The following is a 15,246-nucleotide window of genomic DNA, read 5'->3' as shown; positions in this document are numbered from 1 at the left end:
CTCTCCTTCCAGCCCCTTCACCGACTTATCCGCTGCGCACGTAACGTTCAATGAAAAGCTTCACTTCAAGCGGCGTGTCCAAATCCGTGAACCACGCCGCTTCCCCCTCCAGCAGTTTCCCCCGCAGCCGCGAGCCCGTCAGCAGCTTGCGCGCCCCCTCGTCCCCTGCCAAACGGCGCAGCGTGTCAAATACGGACGCTGCGAACAGCACCGGCGGCCGCGCCTCTCCCCGATCCGCCCAGGCTGCGAATTCAAGCGACGGATCGGCCCTGTATGCCGCCAACAGCCGGTCGATCATGTCCGCGCGCAGCAGCGGCTGATCCGCCAGCAGGACAACAACCGCATCATACGGACCGTTGTCGGCCGCAGCCGACAAGCCCGCTCGAATCGAGAGCGCCATTCCGAGCTCCGCCTCGGGCGCGGGAATGAGGAAGCAGCGTTCACCCGCGGCCTCCCCCTCTGCAAAAGGATACCAGTCCGGCCGCTCCCCTGAACGCGTAACAACGAAGATATCATCCAACCCGGATTGAGCCGCCTCCCGCAGCGCCATACCGCCAAGCGGACCCTTATCCCCGAGCGGGATGGACAGCTTGGGGACTCCCATTCGCCGGCTTTGACCGGCTGCCAAATACAGCCCCGCCGCCTTCAAGCGCACTTCCCCTTTCCCCGCGTATATCTGCCCGCCTGCGCACGGCAATCAACTCCGCCACGACGCTGACGGCGATCTCCTGCGGCCCGACCGCCCCGATGGCCAGCCCGATAGGCCAGTGCAGCCATGGCGGCGGGTTCATTCCTTCCAGCAACCGCCGGGTCCGCGCCTTCGAGCCGAGCACTCCGACGTAACGGGCAGCCCGCGGCCACAACGCCTGCAAGCATTGACGGTCGCGGCCCGGATGATGGCTCATCACCACAACGTAATCCGATTCGCTTACGCCGAGCCGCTCGACCGCCTCCACCGGCGAGCCGACGAACGTCCCACAGCCGGGAAAATGCCCCGGGCAGCAAAGCGATTCCCGCCAATCGGCCACGACGACGCGAAACCCGGACGCAGCAGCCAGCGCAGCGAGCGGCTCGGCATCCGCACCCGCGCCGAATATAAGCAAACGCGGCTTCGGTTCGCACAGCAAGCGGAAGCCATCGTCTTCCCAGCCTGTCGCCGCCTCCCCGGAACTTACCGCTTCCACTTCGTACTCCAGGCTCGCATCCAGCACTCCCGGCATTCCCCACATTTCCGGCCCCCTCGACTCTCCCGGCAGCCCCGGCATTCCCGATTCCTCGTGCCTGCCAAGCCCTTCCGGCGCGCCCGCCGCACCAGTGCCGCTCATGAATGCAGACCGGGCGGCCTTCGATTGCCGCCGCCGCACCAAGCAGCACGCTTCGCCGAGCCGCAATCGCGACAGCAGCTCGGTCAGCGCGTCGGCGAGCCTTCCTTCCACCGATTCCAGCAGCACCGTGATTTTTCCGCCGCAGCCGACCGTTTCTCCCCATGCCCAATCGTCGGCATCCCTCATGTCGTACTCAACCGTTTGCGGGGGACCGCCGGCCGCAATGTCCGGCACCCGTTCCATGACGTCGGCCTCCAGGCAGCCCGGACTGATCGCCCCGACACGGCGGCCGTCGGCATAAAGCAGCATCGAAGCGCCCTCCTTGCGGTAGGCATGACCCTCCACTCCGATGACTGTGGCCAGTACAGCATTCCCGCGCGTTTCGTCCCATGCGTCCAGCACCTCGTGGAACTCCATACCACCACCCCCTTTCAACTTATAAGACCGTTACTCCGAATCCCGCTCATCAAGCATGCGCCGGAACATAAACGCCAGCTTCAGCCTCAGCAAATCGTTCATTTTTTTGAAATCGGCCCCGAGGATTTCACCGATCTTCTCCAGCCGGTAGGCCACCGTGTTGCGATGCACGAACAAATGCTTCGCCGCCTCGTTCACCTGGCCGTCATGCTCCAGGAACGCTTCCAGCGTCCGCAGCATTTCGTGTGCGTAATCCGGGTCTTTGGCCAACAGCTCCGCCAGCACCTCTTGCCCGTACGTACGCATCTCGTTCGTCGGCACGTGGCGGAATACATAGGCCAGCTCCACCGATTCGAAGCGCACGACCTTGTCGGCGACGCCAAGCCGCTCCGCCAGCTCGAACGCCTCCGAGCACTCCATGTAAGCTTGCCGGAGAACAGCAGGCTTCGTTTTCTTATTGCTAACGGACATTCGAATTTGCGGCAAAATCCCTTTGTCCAACATACAGCCGAGCGCGCGGTTCATGATGTCCGGCAGCTTGCCGGAGACTGCCCATTCGTCGCCCCGAAAAATCGAGAATACCCCGTTCCCCACCACGAAATGCACAACCTCCAGCTCGCGAAAAGCCGGGTTGTACTCCAGCTCCTCCCGAACGGCCTTGATGACCTCCCGGTGCGCCCCGTCCACCCCTGACATCACCTTCGTCAGCACACATTGATAGGAACCGCCCAGCACGCGAATGCCCAGATCCTCCATCTGCGCCGTAAGCATCCCGACCGGCACGTCTTGACTCAAATAGCGGGCAAACATCCCGCCCAAATCGCGATTCAGCGAACGCTCCAGCTCATCGCGATAAATGCAGCTCAAGTGATGCGCGAGAATTTCCGCCGTTTGCACGAACAGTCCCTCTTCTTCCTTCATAAGCGCCACCTCATGCCGGCCGAAGACCGCGTACCCGATACATTCCCGTTTGTACTCGACGGGAACGCGGTACATTTCGCCTCCTCCCGCCCGCAAGCGCCTGACCCCTTCGCGCCAAGGCCAACCTTCCAGCAGCTGCTTATCGCCGTACGACGTCGCATTGTAAATCAAATGGCCGCGCGAGCTCACCACGGCGAACGGCGTCTCTACAATCGCCTGCACTTGTTCAAAAAACATCGAATCCGACTGCGCGCCCAGCGCAAATTGCATCAGCTTCTTTTGCTTCTCCAGCAATCTTTGAAGCGATCGCGTATTTCGCTCCAGCTCCGCATGAAACAACCCGTTCATCTGATCGGAAAAGGTGAACTGATACGGCAGCTCGATCAGCGGAAATCCGAGCCGGTCCGCCTCCTCCACAATCGACTGGGGCACATTCGTCCAAAAACGGCCGAGCTTGATGCCCAGCCCCGCAGAGCCTCTCGCATGGAGCTTGCGCAGCAAATCGATCGCTTCTTCAGGCCGGTCCTTCATCACGTAAGCCGTCGTGAACAGCATCTCTCCGTCTTTGATCCATTCCGTAATATCCGGCGCATCCATCACATTGACCGATTTCACGATGCGTGCGGCCCCATCCCTCCCGGCGATCAAACGCCCTTCCGACAGCGGGTATACCGATAACGCCTGTTCGACCGTCATATTCATAGAACCCACCCTCCGCGCCAAAAAAACGCAAAATATAACATTATATGTTATATTAATATTTGTTTATGTAATAATATATAACACTAAATACAATTTTATGTAAACCGTCAAATCGATAAATTTTCATAAATTGGGCTGCCGATGTTGCCTCCTTTACACCCGCCCCTAATCTCTGACCCTCCAATAAATCCAGTAAAACCTAGTATTTCAGCATTTCGCAATCCAATGATCCGAACCGTCCCCTAACGAGAGAACGCTGGAAACATCCGAAATTGAACGGCCGTGTTCAACAATTTGCAATTATTTATGTTATGTTTGTGTAATATATTAATTGAAAAACCCTTATTTTATGTTTTGTTGTTATGATTATTGACATAAACCATGACCGTACGTATAGTATTAAGAAAAGCTTCTGGTCGGAGCACTTTCGAGGAAGATGCGTTCGTGTTTTGGCGGCAGCTTTTCTTGCGAAACCGTTTCTTGCGATACGGATCATGTCCAGCTTCCGTCCGTTAACTGAAGATCGTCGTTCCTATGCCGATAGACATTCCCGTTGAATGTCTATTTCCTTCTATAAATCGAAAGGAGAACAAGCGTTATGGATACCGTCATCACCAAGGAATTGATACGAAAGCTGCCGAAGGTCGACCTTCATCTGCACTTGGACGGCTGCGTCAAACCGGAAACGGCGCTCGAGCTGGCCAGTACGCTGGGCATTCCGCTGCCTGCCTCCGAGAAGGAGCTGCTGCTGCCTTATATGCAGGTGACCGACGATTGCGGAAGCTTGAAGGAATATTTAAGCAAGTTCGACTTTACGACGCCGTTTCTGCAAACGGGAGACGCCTTAAAGCGCGTCGCCCGCGAGGCGGTCGAGCAAGCCGCCGAGCACAGCTGCGGTTATATCGAGGTTCGCTTCGCGCCGCAGCTTCACCGGAAGATGGGCTTATCCGTCGACGAAACGATGTACTGGGTGACCGAAGGGCTCAAACAGGGAGAAGCGCGCTGCGGCGTCAAAGCGCGCGCCATCGCGATCTGCATGCGCAACCATTCGCAGCAGGCCAATCGCGAGGTCGTGGAAGCCGCGGCCCGCTTCCTCGGCCAAGGCGTCGTCGCCGTCGACCTTGCGGGCGATGAAGCTTCGTTCCCGGCGGAGTTATTCCGCGATACGTTCGCGTTAGCCCGCAAACACGGCATTCCGATTACGATCCATGCCGGCGAAGCGGCGGGACCGGCCAACATTTATGAGGCCGTTACCCGGCTTGGCGCCGTTCGGATCGGGCACGGCGTGCGTCTGCAGGAAAACCCGGAAGTATTGGAGATTGTCAGAGAGCGGAACGTCCCATTGGAGCTTTGTCCGGTCAGCAACATCCAGACGAAGGCCGTATCCGGTTGGGAGGCGTATCCGATCAAGCAGTACTTCGAGCAGGGGTTGACGCTGACCGTCAATACGGATAATCCGACCGTATCCGGCACGACGATTACGCAAGAGTACCAAACGATCGCAGAGAAGTTTCATTTTACGCTGCACGAGCTGGCCGCGATCGTTATGAACGGCGTGGATGCGGCCTTCCTGGAGCCTCGCGAGAAACGGATCTTGAAGGCCGATTTCAAGCGCAAGCTGGGCGAGCTGCAGATTAACGTCCTCTAGGAAGTGCGCAAAGAAGCGCCTGCCGGAACACAAACCCGTCCAAGACGGAGTCGTGCCCCGATAGGCGCTTTTTGCGGCGATCCTGAACAGGCGTCACGCCTCCGCGCAAAGTTTGCCATTTGAGTCTAATACGCTTGTCTCCTGCATAGTCATGAAGTATAAATCGAGGCAAAAGCGAGGTAATCCCCATGGACTTTAATAAACTGGCGCGTTATTGCGAACTGAAGGATCAGCACAAAAAAATAGAAGACGAGCTCGAATCGATTCGCAGAGACATCCTCTCGATGTACCCGGAAAGCGCGGAGCTGCACGTCAACGACTACACGGTAAAAGTCATTTATCAAGAGAAAAAGCAATTCGTCGACCACCTGTTATTCGACGCGCTGCCGGATCCGCAGCTATGGAAGAACGTATCAAAACCGGATCAAGCGAAAATTTCCGCCTTGCTTAAAGCGAACATTATTACCGAGGAAATGATTGAAGGAACCTACAGCGTGATCCGGACACCGTACCTCTACGTCAACAAGTAACTGTCCCCCCAGACAGACAGACGCTGCGCCTCGGGCGCAGCGTCTGTTTGTCTTCTTCTCGCTTGAGCTTCAGCCAGCCGCCCCATGTCGGCTTGCCGGCACTTAACCGCTATGCTTTTCCGCCTGCTTTAGACCGTCCACCGCCACGATTGATGCTCCATGAGTCCATCGAACCTGCAAGAGCAATCAGCTTCCGCATCCCTTCCCTCAGCTGCGGCTCGTTCGCATAGGAGTAGCTGACGCGCGCCCAGGAGGTCAGCTCCCGCTTCGGATCGCAGATGATACCGGGGACAAAGGAAATCGACTGCCGCATGCTTGCGGCCAGCAGCTTCTCGGCCGATAGGCCGCCAGACAGGCGCACCCACAAATTCAATCCGCCCTGCGGGCTGATCCATTGCCAATCGGTAGCCGCAAGCTCCTCCTCCACGATCTCTTTACGGATTTGGAGAGCGATACGAAGCTTCTTGAGATGCTGCTGCAGCCGGTCCGATGTAAAATAATGCAAAAACATCTTCTGGTTCAACAGCGGAGAGCCGTTGTCCGATAACGACTTGGCGGTCAGCAGCGGCTTCATGAGCGGCGGTCTGCTCATAACAGCGGCAACCCGAAGCCCGGGGGAGACATATTTGCTAAACCCGCGGATGTAGATCACGCAGCCTTCCGTGTCATAAGTGAACAACGGCGGCGGCGGCTCCCGGTCGAAATAAATGTCGTAGCACGTATCGTCATCCACCAGCAAGCACCGGTATCGTTCCGCCAGCTCCACCAGTTTTTTGCGCTGTTCGACCGGAACCGTATAACCCGTCGGATTGTGGAACGTCGGGTTCATATAGAACAGACGAGGCTTATACCGGCGCATGCACCCCTCCACCTGCTCGAGATTATAACCGTCCGGGTGAATGTCCACAGGAATGATCTGCGCCCCCTGCTGGCGGAAAATATCATAGGCCACGCTATACGTCGGCCTCTCCAGCAATATCGTATCCATCGGTTTCACCAGGATACGGGCAATCAGATTAATCGCCTGCTGCGCTCCAGATGTAATGAGGATCTCATCCGCTGTCAGATGAAACAGGTGTCGCTTCGTGAAATACCGGCACAACGCCTCCCGCAGCTCCTCATCCCCCTGTACCGGGGAGTAGGTGGCCAGCACCTTCGGATACAGATCGAACACCCTCTTTACATAATCCGTCAAATACATATTCGGAAGGAGGTTCGGATCAATGATCGCCTCGGACAATTGGTAAGCGACCGGGATGCGATGAATTTCAGACAAATGATTCACCGTCTCATAAGCGGGCACCAGCGCGTCCACGGCCTCCGGCATCTGAGAACCACTTGGCTGTAAGAAGTAACCCGACTTGTCCTTGACATATACTTTTCCCTGCTCCACCAACAGCCGGTAAGCGCGAAATACGGTCAGCCGGTGAACCTGAAGCTCTTGGGCAAGCTGCCGGATGGACGGCAGCTTCTCATGCTCCTTCCAGTCGCCGCGCCGGATCCGGTTCTCGATGTGATCGTACACCTGCTCGAATAACCGGTACGATTGACCGGTTGAATAAGATTGTCTCGGCATCCATGCCACATCCTTTGGTTCAACTTCTCCTATTGTACCTCATTCCTGGCCCATCTGTTCTATTCCATTTCATCTGTTCTACGCTTCCTCCTGTACGATGGATCAAAAGGAGGAACCGCGATGATCCTGTTCGGTTATTTGTTCATGTGCGCCATCTTCGGCACAACGTTTCTAGTTATTAAGGCGGGAATCGATGCGGGAGCCGCTCCCTTCTTCTCGGCCGGCATCCGCTTCTTGGCTGCGGGCCTGATTCTGTTTCTGTATATGCTGGGGAAGCGCCGAACCCGGCTGTCGCTGCTGTGGCGTAAAGAAACGCTGCTTACCGGCACGGGCCTTACATTCGGTACGTTCTCAACGCTGTACTGGGCCGAGCAATATGTCGCATCCGGTCTGGCCGCCGTGCTCTCGGCGACAGGACCGATCATGATGCTGCTGCTCCAAGCGCTCCTGCACCGCCAGAAGCCAACCGCCGCATCCGCTGCCGGCTGTGCGATCGGCTTTGCCGGCGTCGTCCTGCTGCTGCTGCCCGGCTTATCGCTGGGGATGAGCATGCTGTGGGTGCTGGGCTGTGTACTGATTTTACTGGGCGAGCTGAGCTATTCGTCGGGAGCCTTGTACACCAAACAAGTGATCACCCGATTTCCCGATACGTCGCCGATCGCGCTCAATGCTGCACAGATGATGCACGGCGGCGCGTTGCTCCTGATCTTGTCCCTGCTCACGGAGCGGATCGATCTCGCGCCCTACGCCACGCTTTCCGGCGCAGGCTCACTCGTGTACTTGACCGTCATCGGCTCCATGGTCGGGCACAGCTTGTTCTATTGGCTCGTCTCCAGGACGAACCCGGTGTTCCCGTCAACGTGGCTGTATGTTTCACCGCTGATTGCCATGACGCTTGGCAGCCTGTTGTATAACGAAGCCTTATCCTGGCTTACCGCGGCAGGGGGCATCCTCATCATATTCGGCATCGTTCTGGTGAACGCCGCCGGGCTGCAGAAATTGCATGCTGCTATGACGCGTACATGATTTTTCGGAGGTTTGAACTCATAAAAAAATCACGGGTTACGACATCGTAACCCGTGATTTTTTTATTCCGCTTTTCGATAAAATCCTTCAAAACGCGTCCTACACCGTAACGGTGCTTTTCTCCACGGCATGCCCGCCAAATTCGTTCCGCAGAGCGGCTACGACTTTGCCTGTGAACGTATCGTGATCCAGGGAACGGTAGCGCATCAGCAGAGACATGGCAATGACCGGCGTCGCTGTCTGAAGATCCATAGCTTCCTCCACCGTCCATTTGCCTTCGCCGGAGGAATGCATCACACCTTTGATCTCATCCAGCTTGGCATCTTTGGAAAAAGCGCGTTCCGTCAAATCCATCAGCCAGGAACGGATGACGGAGCCGTGATTCCAGACCCGGGCCACCTGCTCATAGTCGAAATCAAACCCGCTTTTCTCCAACACCTCGAAGCCTTCACCGATAGCGGCCATCATGCCGTATTCGATTCCGTTATGAACCATCTTCAGGTAGTGGCCGCTCCCGGCTTTACCCGCATACAAATAGCCTTGGTCCACGGCGGTGTCGCGGAAGATGGGCTCCACTACACGCCATGCTTCCGGGTCCCCGCCAACCATGTAGCAGGCCCCGTGCCGGGCGCCCTCCATACCTCCGGAAGTTCCGGCATCCATAAAGTGAATCCCTTTTTCTTTCAACTGATTGTATCGGCGAATCGATTCCTTATAGTGCGAATTCCCCGCTTCGATGACAATATCGCCTTGGGACAGGAGCGGCGTTATTTGACCGATGACGGTATCCACCGCCGAATGGGGCACCATAATCCATACAATCCGCGGAACCGGCAAAGCTTGAACAAGCTCTTGCAGCCCGGATGCGCCCTGTGCCCCGTAGCTTTTCATTTCGGCCACCGCGTCCGTATTTAAATCAAAAGCAACCACTTCGTGCTTGTGATCCATTAAATTTTTGCCCAAATTTAAACCCATCTTACCTAAACCGACTAATCCGATTTTCATATGACGCTATCCTCCTGATGTCAAGATTCGGGTCGTTCTCCTGTTATGGTGCTGAAGCTGTGACGTGCAGCGTCATTTCCCTGACATCCACCGCTTCTTCATCCGGCCACCAGCGAAACCCTTGCTCCTCCAATAAACGGTGGGCCGCCGCCGGACCGTACGAACCCGATGGATACAAGTGTAGAGGCAGCTGGTTTTCGGCAAAAGCCTCGAGAACGGGCTGCACCCACTCCCAGGCCAGCTCCACTTCCTCCCAATGGGCGAAGAACGTCGCATCGCCTCTCAGCGCGTCGAATATTAAAAGCTCGTAAGCTTCCGGCATCTGACTGGCATCCATCGAGAAGTCCATCATGACAGGTTCCATCTGTCCGTTGTGCAGCAGATTTTTACTATTCAGCTGCAGCGTTATCTTTTCATCCGGATTGATTTGAATCGTCAACAGGTTCGGAACGGCCTGGTTGGCATTCCCGTACGGTTCCTTGAACCGGTCTTTAAATTCAACGGTGATGCGTGTCGACTTTTCCTTCATTCTTTTGCCGGTCCGAATGTAAATCGGAACCTCATTCCAGAAAAAGTCGTCAATCCAAAGCCGCGCGGCAACAAACGTATCGGTCATCGAGAAAGCGTCAACCCCAGGCTCTTCACGATAGGCAGCAACGGCTTGGCCTTGAATGTCTCCAGCGCCATACTGACCCCGGACGACGTGGTTTGCCGCATCCTTTTTGGATAGGCGGCGTAACGATTTCAATAAATGAATCTTCTGCTGGCGAACATTTTTCTCCGTGATTCGGGCAGGCAGGTGCATAGCCGTCATCATCAGCAGCTGCAGCATATGGTTCTGAAACATATCCCGGATCGCTCCGGCAGTTTCGTAGTAGCCGGCTCTCTCTTCGACGCCGACCGTTTCGCTCGCCGTAATTTGGATATTGGCAATATATTGATTGCTCCATAACGCTTTAAGCAGCGGATTGGCAGCCACCAGCGTTTCGAGATTTTGCACCATAGGCTTTCCAAGATAGTGATCGATCCGGAAAATTTCATCTTCTTCAAAAGATTGGCTTAATTTATGATTTAATTCGCGGGCCGATTGTAAGTCGTGCCCGAAAGGTTTTTCAATAATAAGACGCTTCCAGCCTTTGGTCTCGCCTAAACCGCTCTCCTTGATACGGGAAGCAATTACGTCAAAAAATTCGGGGGCGACAGACAAGTAAAACATCCGATTTTCAGGAATGTTTAACTGCTCTTCCCGCTCTTGAATGAGCTTGAGCAGCCCCACGTATCCTTCCTTGTTCGTAACATCCAAAGCATAATAGCGGATGCAGTCCAGAAATTCCTCCAGCCGCTCCTGCGCTTCAGGCTTGCGTCTGGAAAAGGTGCGTAAAGATTGCTCGACATAATGTTGAAATTCGGCATCCGTAAACGTTTTTCGTCCCAAGCCGATAACCGAAAAAGATTGGGGTAATTTTTGCTCCAAAAATAAGTTGTACAGCGCCGGGAATATTTTTCTTTTCGCCAAGTCCCCGGTCGATCCAAACAAAACAAAAGTAATTGGATCCATGATTCTTTCCCCCCTTTAATTCCGATTCCTGACGGATCTATATTTAAGAAAAGCTCCTGATCGGAGCCTTTCGAGGAAAATGCTGATGTCTGATAAATAGTCCTCGCCGAACAGCGAGGACTATTTTCAGTTGTGTACGAGTTTTCAGCTACTCCAAATTGGCATGTCGGCCAAACATCGTCCGGGAATCAAGTCCTTGCTTCTCCATCATCTTCAATATGACGGCGTCGCAAACGAGTAAGAGGGATTGTTCAAATAATGCCCCCATCGGCTGTATGGTTTGATAGGCGCTGCCCTCCTGCTCTTTCGGCGAGCCGGGCATTTTCACCGTAATATCCGATAGCTTGCCAAGCGTGGATTCCGGGGAAATGGTAATCACGGCGACCGATCCCCCCAGACTTTTGGCTTTCTCGGCTACCGGTATTAAAGTTCGCGTCTCTCCTGAACCGGATCCGATGATTAAGGTGTCGCCCTTCTCCAAATTAGGGGTTACGGTTTCGCCGACTACATAAGCTTCAATGCCCATTTGCATCATGCGCATGGCGAAAGCCCGTACCATCAGCCCGGATCTGCCCGCGCCGGCCACAAACACCTTCTTGGATTGAAGGATACGATCGACCAAATCTTCAACTTCCCGATCAGCGACGAAGTCGGCCGTACGATTTAATTCTTTTATGATTTCAGCTAAATAAGAAGTGCTCATAAATTAACCTTGTTTGATCAATTTTTGCATTTCGGCTGCGACAGCTTGTTTATCTTCCGCACCGGTAATACCGCCGCCGACGATAACAAGATCCGGTTTTGCTTTAATGACTTCCGGCAGCGTTTCTAATTTAATGCCGCCTGCAACTGCCACTTTTGCATTTTTCACGACGCTTTTGATCGTGTTCAGATCCTCAAAGGAGTTTTTGCCGACTGCCTGAAGATCGTAACCGGTGTGGACGCAAATGTAATCTACGCCAAAGGCATCGAGTTCTTTCGCGCGTCCAGCGATATCTTTAACGCCGATCATGTCGACCAGAATTTTTTTGTTTTGTTTTTTAGCCTCTTCCACGGCACCTTTGATCGTCATATCTTCGGCAACACCGAGAATGGTGACGATATCGGCGCCGGCTTCGGATGCTTTCATAACTTCGTATCCGGCCGCGTCCATGACTTTCAGGTCAGCCAATACTTTCAAATTAGGGAATGCCTCTTTAATTTCCTTTACGGCTCTAAGGCCTTCGTTAATGACGACCGGCGTACCGATTTCTACGATATCTACATACGCCTCAACTTCTTTCACCAGTTTCTTTGCTCCGGGGATGTCTACGAGATCCAACGCTAATTGCAATTCCATGTTTAATTCGCTCCTCTTCATGAATGGTTTTGGTGTTTGTTTTTAATAGTTTGTTTATTTGGTATAATAGTGTATCTACAGCTTAATTTACTGCATGGACTTGCTTAACAAATTCTTTCATGAGCTGTGGAAGGTCGTTCCAAGCATGCCCGGAGACCAGGTTACGGTCGACGTGGCAGCGAGTCTCAATATATTTGGCGCCCGCCGCTTCAACCTCCGGACGGCAAGCATAGTAAGCAGTCATTTCGCGGCCCTTAATATGATCTGCAATTACCGTTAGAGCTACACTGGCATGGCATAGGATCATTATGGGTTTATTTTTTTCGAAGAAATGGCCGGCAAGTCTGGCAAAATCCGGATGAAGGCGAATATGCTCCGGCGCACGTCCCCCCGGAATGATTAACGCATCAAATTGCTCAGGGTTAATATTTTCGAAAGAAGCATGCGACTCGATGTTATAGCCTTGTTTTTCCGTGAAGGTTTGCCATCCTTCAAAATCATGGACGACGGTATGCAGCACCTTCTGTTCTGTAGGGGAAGCGATCACCGCTTCAAAGCCTTCTTCCAGACAGCGGTAATAGGGATAGTATACTTCTAACGCTTCGACAGCATCCCCTGTCAAAATCAATACCTTCTTAGACACTCGTATCACCTCTCCTTGCAACGTAGTTGTTTACAAGCTAGATTGTATACGCTGTGAAGAAATTATAAAAGAATGCACTTTTTTGTGCGCTGGTTACAAAAAAGTAACTTATGAGAAGTTAGGAGAATAAAATGTCCGATCTGCGCGAGGAAATATTGGATAAAATCAAGAATGGGGATTTCAATTGCGAGAAAGAATTGACGCTGGCTATTATTGGAGGAAAGTGGAAGCTGGTGCTCCTTTGGCATCTGGGAAGAGAGGGAGCGCAGCGCTTCAGCGAGCTTCAGAGGTTATTGCCTAAAATTACGCATAAAATGTTAACGAGCCAGCTGAAGGAATTAATCGATGACGGCATTGTCCATCGCGAGGTATTTCCTGAAGTGCCTCCGAGAGTGGAATATTCCATGACGGAGCTTGGCATGACGCTGCTGCCCATTATAGAAATGATGTATGAATGGGGTAAAAAGAGGATATCAGATATAAGACAGGCTTCTGCGCAAAGAGCAGCTGCAGAAGATACATCCCCTTGACTTCATTTTTTGTTGTAACTATAATGATTACACCCGAGAGGTGAACGACATGAAGCAAATTAGCAGCCGCTTTTCCATCGCTGTTCACATCTTGTCTCTTATAGCTATAAGTCCATCGCCATGTACATCGGATTTCATAGCGGCCAGCGTAAATACGAACCCGGTCGTGATCCGCAGAATTATCAGCAGCCTCAAAAAAGCCGGATTCGTGCATGTCAAGGCCGGTGCCGGCGGAGCTTACCTGCGCAAAGAGCTGGATGAAATAACGCTGCTGGACGTTTATCGGGCGGTTGAAGTCGTCGAGAAAGGTGAGCTTTTTAATTTCCATGGACACCCTAACCCTGCTTGTCCGGTTGGGGCTAACATCGAATCCGTTCTTCGAACGAACATGCTTGAAGCTCAGTCTGCCATGGAGCGTCAACTAGCTCAAGTAACGCTGAATCAACTGGTGACTGAACTAAGCAAGAAAACCGCTCTTTAATGAGCTGATTTGTTCATGTGGTCTGTAGCTGGTTCTATGTTCTTCTAATTTTTTTTGCATGCGTTGTAACATAATCAGTTACAATGTTGCCATTCTCGAAAAATTGATCAGAAGAAGGGAAGAAATCTCATGTCCATTTTTGTTACCGGCGCTACAGGCGAACTCGGAGGCCTTGTCATCGAACATCTGCTCAAAAAAGTTCCTGCAGCTCAAATCACAGCCGTCGTCCGCAATGTGGAGAAAGCTTCTTCGCTCGCCGGGCTCGGAATTGAAGTTCGTTATGGCGATTACACGAAACCGGAATCCCTTCAACAAGCTTTCGCCGGCGCCTCCAAGCTGCTCTTTATTTCAAGCCCTGACTCCGACGATACGCTGCGCGTCGTTCAACATGCGAATGTCGTCAAAGCGGCGCGGGATGCCGGCGTTCGACATATTGCCTATACCGGATATGCCTTTGGGGAGGAATCGATCGTCCCTCTAGCCCAGGTCCATCTGGCTACGGAGCATGCGATCCGTACCACCGGCATTCCCTATACGTTCCTTCGCAACTCTCTGTACACCGAAGTATTTATAAATCCGGGACTTGGCGCATCCGTAGAGCATGGAGCCATTGTGACGAATACAGGTCGCGGAACCGTTAATTCCGTGACCCGCAGCGATCTGGCCTTGGCTGCAGCGACCGTTCTTGCAGGTGAAGGACATGAGAACAAGACGTATAATCTTGTTTCCAATCAAACCTGGAGCTTTGACGATTTGGCTCAAATCGTTTCTGAGGTTACCGGTAAAAAAATCGTTCACCAGTCCGTTTCCTTCGAAGAAGAAAAAAATATACTCTTGAACGCCGGCTTGCCTGAGCCTATTGCCGTACTTATGGCGGGTATTTATCATGCGGTTTCCGTGGGCGAGACATCTAAAACATCGGATGATCTGGTCAAGCTGATCGGAACCTTGACGCCTTTGAAGGATACGGTCAAACAAGCCTTGCAGAAATAAGAACTAGTGGAATATTCGAATAATCCCATCCATAGCAAGAGGGCCATTCCTGATAAGGAGTGGCCCTTCGGCTTTTCATTGAATAGAAATTTAACCTTCTATAGATGCTAATGGGTGAGGTGACCCTATTATGTTATTCCGGCCATGGCTGTTCAAGAATAAATAAGAAACAAGCAGCAAATCCTCAACAACATATTGTGCATTTGTTTGAGAAAACTAAAAAATCCAGCGATTTTGTGCAAATTTCAATTACGAACGAAATCGATTTTATCTTGAATTGCCAGATCAAAGATGCTCCGCCTGAAATAGATCTGACCGAAACTAAAAACATTTTATTTTTGGAACAGACCATCCATCAACATCATCCCAAGATTCGGATTATTCAAACTGGCGTTGGAGAGAGAGAATCTCCCCTATCAAGCAGCGCTCAAGCCTGATCGTTTTTCTAATTCTGTTCTTCGTATTGTCCAACGTCTTGGACGAGCGCAGACTTATCAGGCAATTTGCCGATTTATACGACAATTTCAGTTTTTATTTTGTATACGCCTATAT

16 protein-coding genes are annotated in these 15,246 nt (G+C 52.8%); 7 read left to right on the top strand and 9 right to left on the bottom strand.

Features of this window, described 5'->3' with window-relative positions; all coding sequences use genetic code 11:
* Nucleotides 1-25: 25 nt before the first annotated feature.
* From PVA01S_RS12410 to PVA01S_RS12400, 3 genes are read right to left on the bottom strand one after another with little or no spacing between them, the layout of a single operon-like run.
* Entirely contained in the window at nucleotides 26-628 is a 603-nt protein-coding gene (locus tag PVA01S_RS12410) for a nucleotidyltransferase family protein (RefSeq protein ID WP_127607893.1), read from the bottom strand.
* Nucleotides 567-1,742, bottom strand: a complete 1,176-nt coding sequence (locus PVA01S_RS12405) for an XdhC family protein (RefSeq protein ID WP_127607892.1) — start codon at nucleotides 1,740-1,742, stop codon at nucleotides 567-569. Before PVA01S_RS12405 ends, PVA01S_RS12410 begins: the two co-directional genes overlap by 62 nt.
* Nucleotides 1,743-1,772: 30 nt before the next feature.
* Nucleotides 1,773-3,365 carry a PucR family transcriptional regulator gene (locus PVA01S_RS12400; protein ID WP_127607891.1) on the bottom strand — a complete coding sequence of 531 codons (1,593 nt, stop codon included), beginning with the start codon at nucleotides 3,363-3,365 and terminating at the stop codon, nucleotides 1,773-1,775.
* A 598-nt stretch (nucleotides 3,366-3,963) separates the two neighbouring features.
* On the opposite strand from PVA01S_RS12400, the gene add reads away from it, so the two are divergent.
* Both add and PVA01S_RS12390 read left to right on the top strand, forming a co-directional pair.
* Entirely contained in the window at nucleotides 3,964-5,013 is a 1,050-nt protein-coding gene (add, locus tag PVA01S_RS12395; protein WP_127607890.1) for an adenosine deaminase, read from the top strand.
* A 188-nt stretch (nucleotides 5,014-5,201) separates the two neighbouring features.
* The gene (locus PVA01S_RS12390) at nucleotides 5,202-5,543 is read left to right on the top strand and encodes a hypothetical protein (RefSeq protein WP_127607889.1); all 342 of its coding nucleotides are present in this window, start codon (nucleotides 5,202-5,204) and stop codon (nucleotides 5,541-5,543) included.
* Nucleotides 5,544-5,652: 109 nt separating this feature from the next.
* Here PVA01S_RS12390 and PVA01S_RS12385 read toward each other — a convergent pair whose 3' ends face one another.
* Complete coding sequence (locus PVA01S_RS12385; RefSeq protein ID WP_127607888.1) at nucleotides 5,653-7,119, bottom strand: aminotransferase-like domain-containing protein; 1,467 nt, start codon at nucleotides 7,117-7,119, stop codon at nucleotides 5,653-5,655.
* 120 nt (nucleotides 7,120-7,239) lie between these two features.
* Here PVA01S_RS12385 and PVA01S_RS12380 point away from each other — a divergent pair, with 120 nt between their 5' ends.
* Nucleotides 7,240-8,145 (top strand): DMT family transporter, encoded by a 906-nt coding sequence (locus tag PVA01S_RS12380; RefSeq protein ID WP_127607887.1) that lies wholly within the window; start codon nucleotides 7,240-7,242, stop codon nucleotides 8,143-8,145.
* Nucleotides 8,146-8,244: 99 nt separating this feature from the next.
* Here PVA01S_RS12380 and gnd read toward each other — a convergent pair whose 3' ends face one another.
* The 5 genes from gnd to PVA01S_RS12355 form a co-directional block, all read right to left on the bottom strand.
* The gene (gnd, locus tag PVA01S_RS12375) at nucleotides 8,245-9,150 is read right to left on the bottom strand and encodes a phosphogluconate dehydrogenase (NAD(+)-dependent, decarboxylating) (RefSeq protein ID WP_054797197.1); all 906 of its coding nucleotides are present in this window, start codon (nucleotides 9,148-9,150) and stop codon (nucleotides 8,245-8,247) included.
* A gap of 43 nt (nucleotides 9,151-9,193) precedes the next feature.
* Complete coding sequence (zwf, locus tag PVA01S_RS12370) at nucleotides 9,194-10,708, bottom strand: glucose-6-phosphate dehydrogenase (RefSeq protein ID WP_127607886.1); 1,515 nt, start codon at nucleotides 10,706-10,708, stop codon at nucleotides 9,194-9,196.
* Between the two features lie 148 nt (nucleotides 10,709-10,856).
* Complete coding sequence (gene hxlB / locus PVA01S_RS12365; RefSeq protein ID WP_127607885.1) at nucleotides 10,857-11,411, bottom strand: 6-phospho-3-hexuloisomerase; 555 nt, start codon at nucleotides 11,409-11,411, stop codon at nucleotides 10,857-10,859.
* A 3-nt stretch (nucleotides 11,412-11,414) separates the two neighbouring features.
* On the bottom strand, nucleotides 11,415-12,047 hold the full coding sequence (gene hxlA / locus PVA01S_RS12360; protein ID WP_127607884.1) for a 3-hexulose-6-phosphate synthase: 633 nt from the start codon (nucleotides 12,045-12,047) through the stop codon (nucleotides 11,415-11,417).
* 82 nt (nucleotides 12,048-12,129) lie between these two features.
* Entirely contained in the window at nucleotides 12,130-12,690 is a 561-nt protein-coding gene (locus PVA01S_RS12355; RefSeq protein ID WP_054799737.1) for a DJ-1/PfpI family protein, read from the bottom strand.
* A gap of 131 nt (nucleotides 12,691-12,821) precedes the next feature.
* Between PVA01S_RS12355 and PVA01S_RS12350 the strand changes: the two genes are divergently transcribed.
* The 4 genes from PVA01S_RS12350 to PVA01S_RS12335 all read left to right on the top strand — a co-directional run bounded on the left by PVA01S_RS12350 (nucleotide 12,822) and on the right by PVA01S_RS12335 (nucleotide 15,131).
* Nucleotides 12,822-13,220 carry a winged helix-turn-helix transcriptional regulator gene (locus PVA01S_RS12350; protein WP_127607883.1) on the top strand — a complete coding sequence of 133 codons (399 nt, stop codon included), beginning with the start codon at nucleotides 12,822-12,824 and terminating at the stop codon, nucleotides 13,218-13,220.
* Nucleotides 13,221-13,269: 49 nt separating this feature from the next.
* Nucleotides 13,270-13,701 (top strand): Rrf2 family transcriptional regulator, encoded by a 432-nt coding sequence (locus tag PVA01S_RS12345; RefSeq protein ID WP_127607882.1) that lies wholly within the window; start codon nucleotides 13,270-13,272, stop codon nucleotides 13,699-13,701.
* Between the two features lie 129 nt (nucleotides 13,702-13,830).
* On the top strand, nucleotides 13,831-14,694 hold the full coding sequence (locus tag PVA01S_RS12340) for an SDR family oxidoreductase (RefSeq protein ID WP_127607881.1): 864 nt from the start codon (nucleotides 13,831-13,833) through the stop codon (nucleotides 14,692-14,694).
* Between the two features lie 110 nt (nucleotides 14,695-14,804).
* Nucleotides 14,805-15,131: a hypothetical protein gene (locus PVA01S_RS12335; RefSeq protein WP_127607880.1), complete on the top strand. Its 327-nt coding sequence runs from the start codon at nucleotides 14,805-14,807 to the stop codon at nucleotides 15,129-15,131.
* Nucleotides 15,132-15,246: the final 115 nt, after the last annotated feature.

The sequence above is a fragment of the Paenibacillus validus NBRC 15382 genome (assembly GCF_004000985.1).
Classification (GTDB): domain Bacteria; phylum Bacillota; class Bacilli; order Paenibacillales; family NBRC-103111; genus Paenibacillus_G; species Paenibacillus_G validus.
Note: the sequence above shows the minus strand (reverse complement) of the source record. Positions and strands in the feature narration are given on the sequence as shown.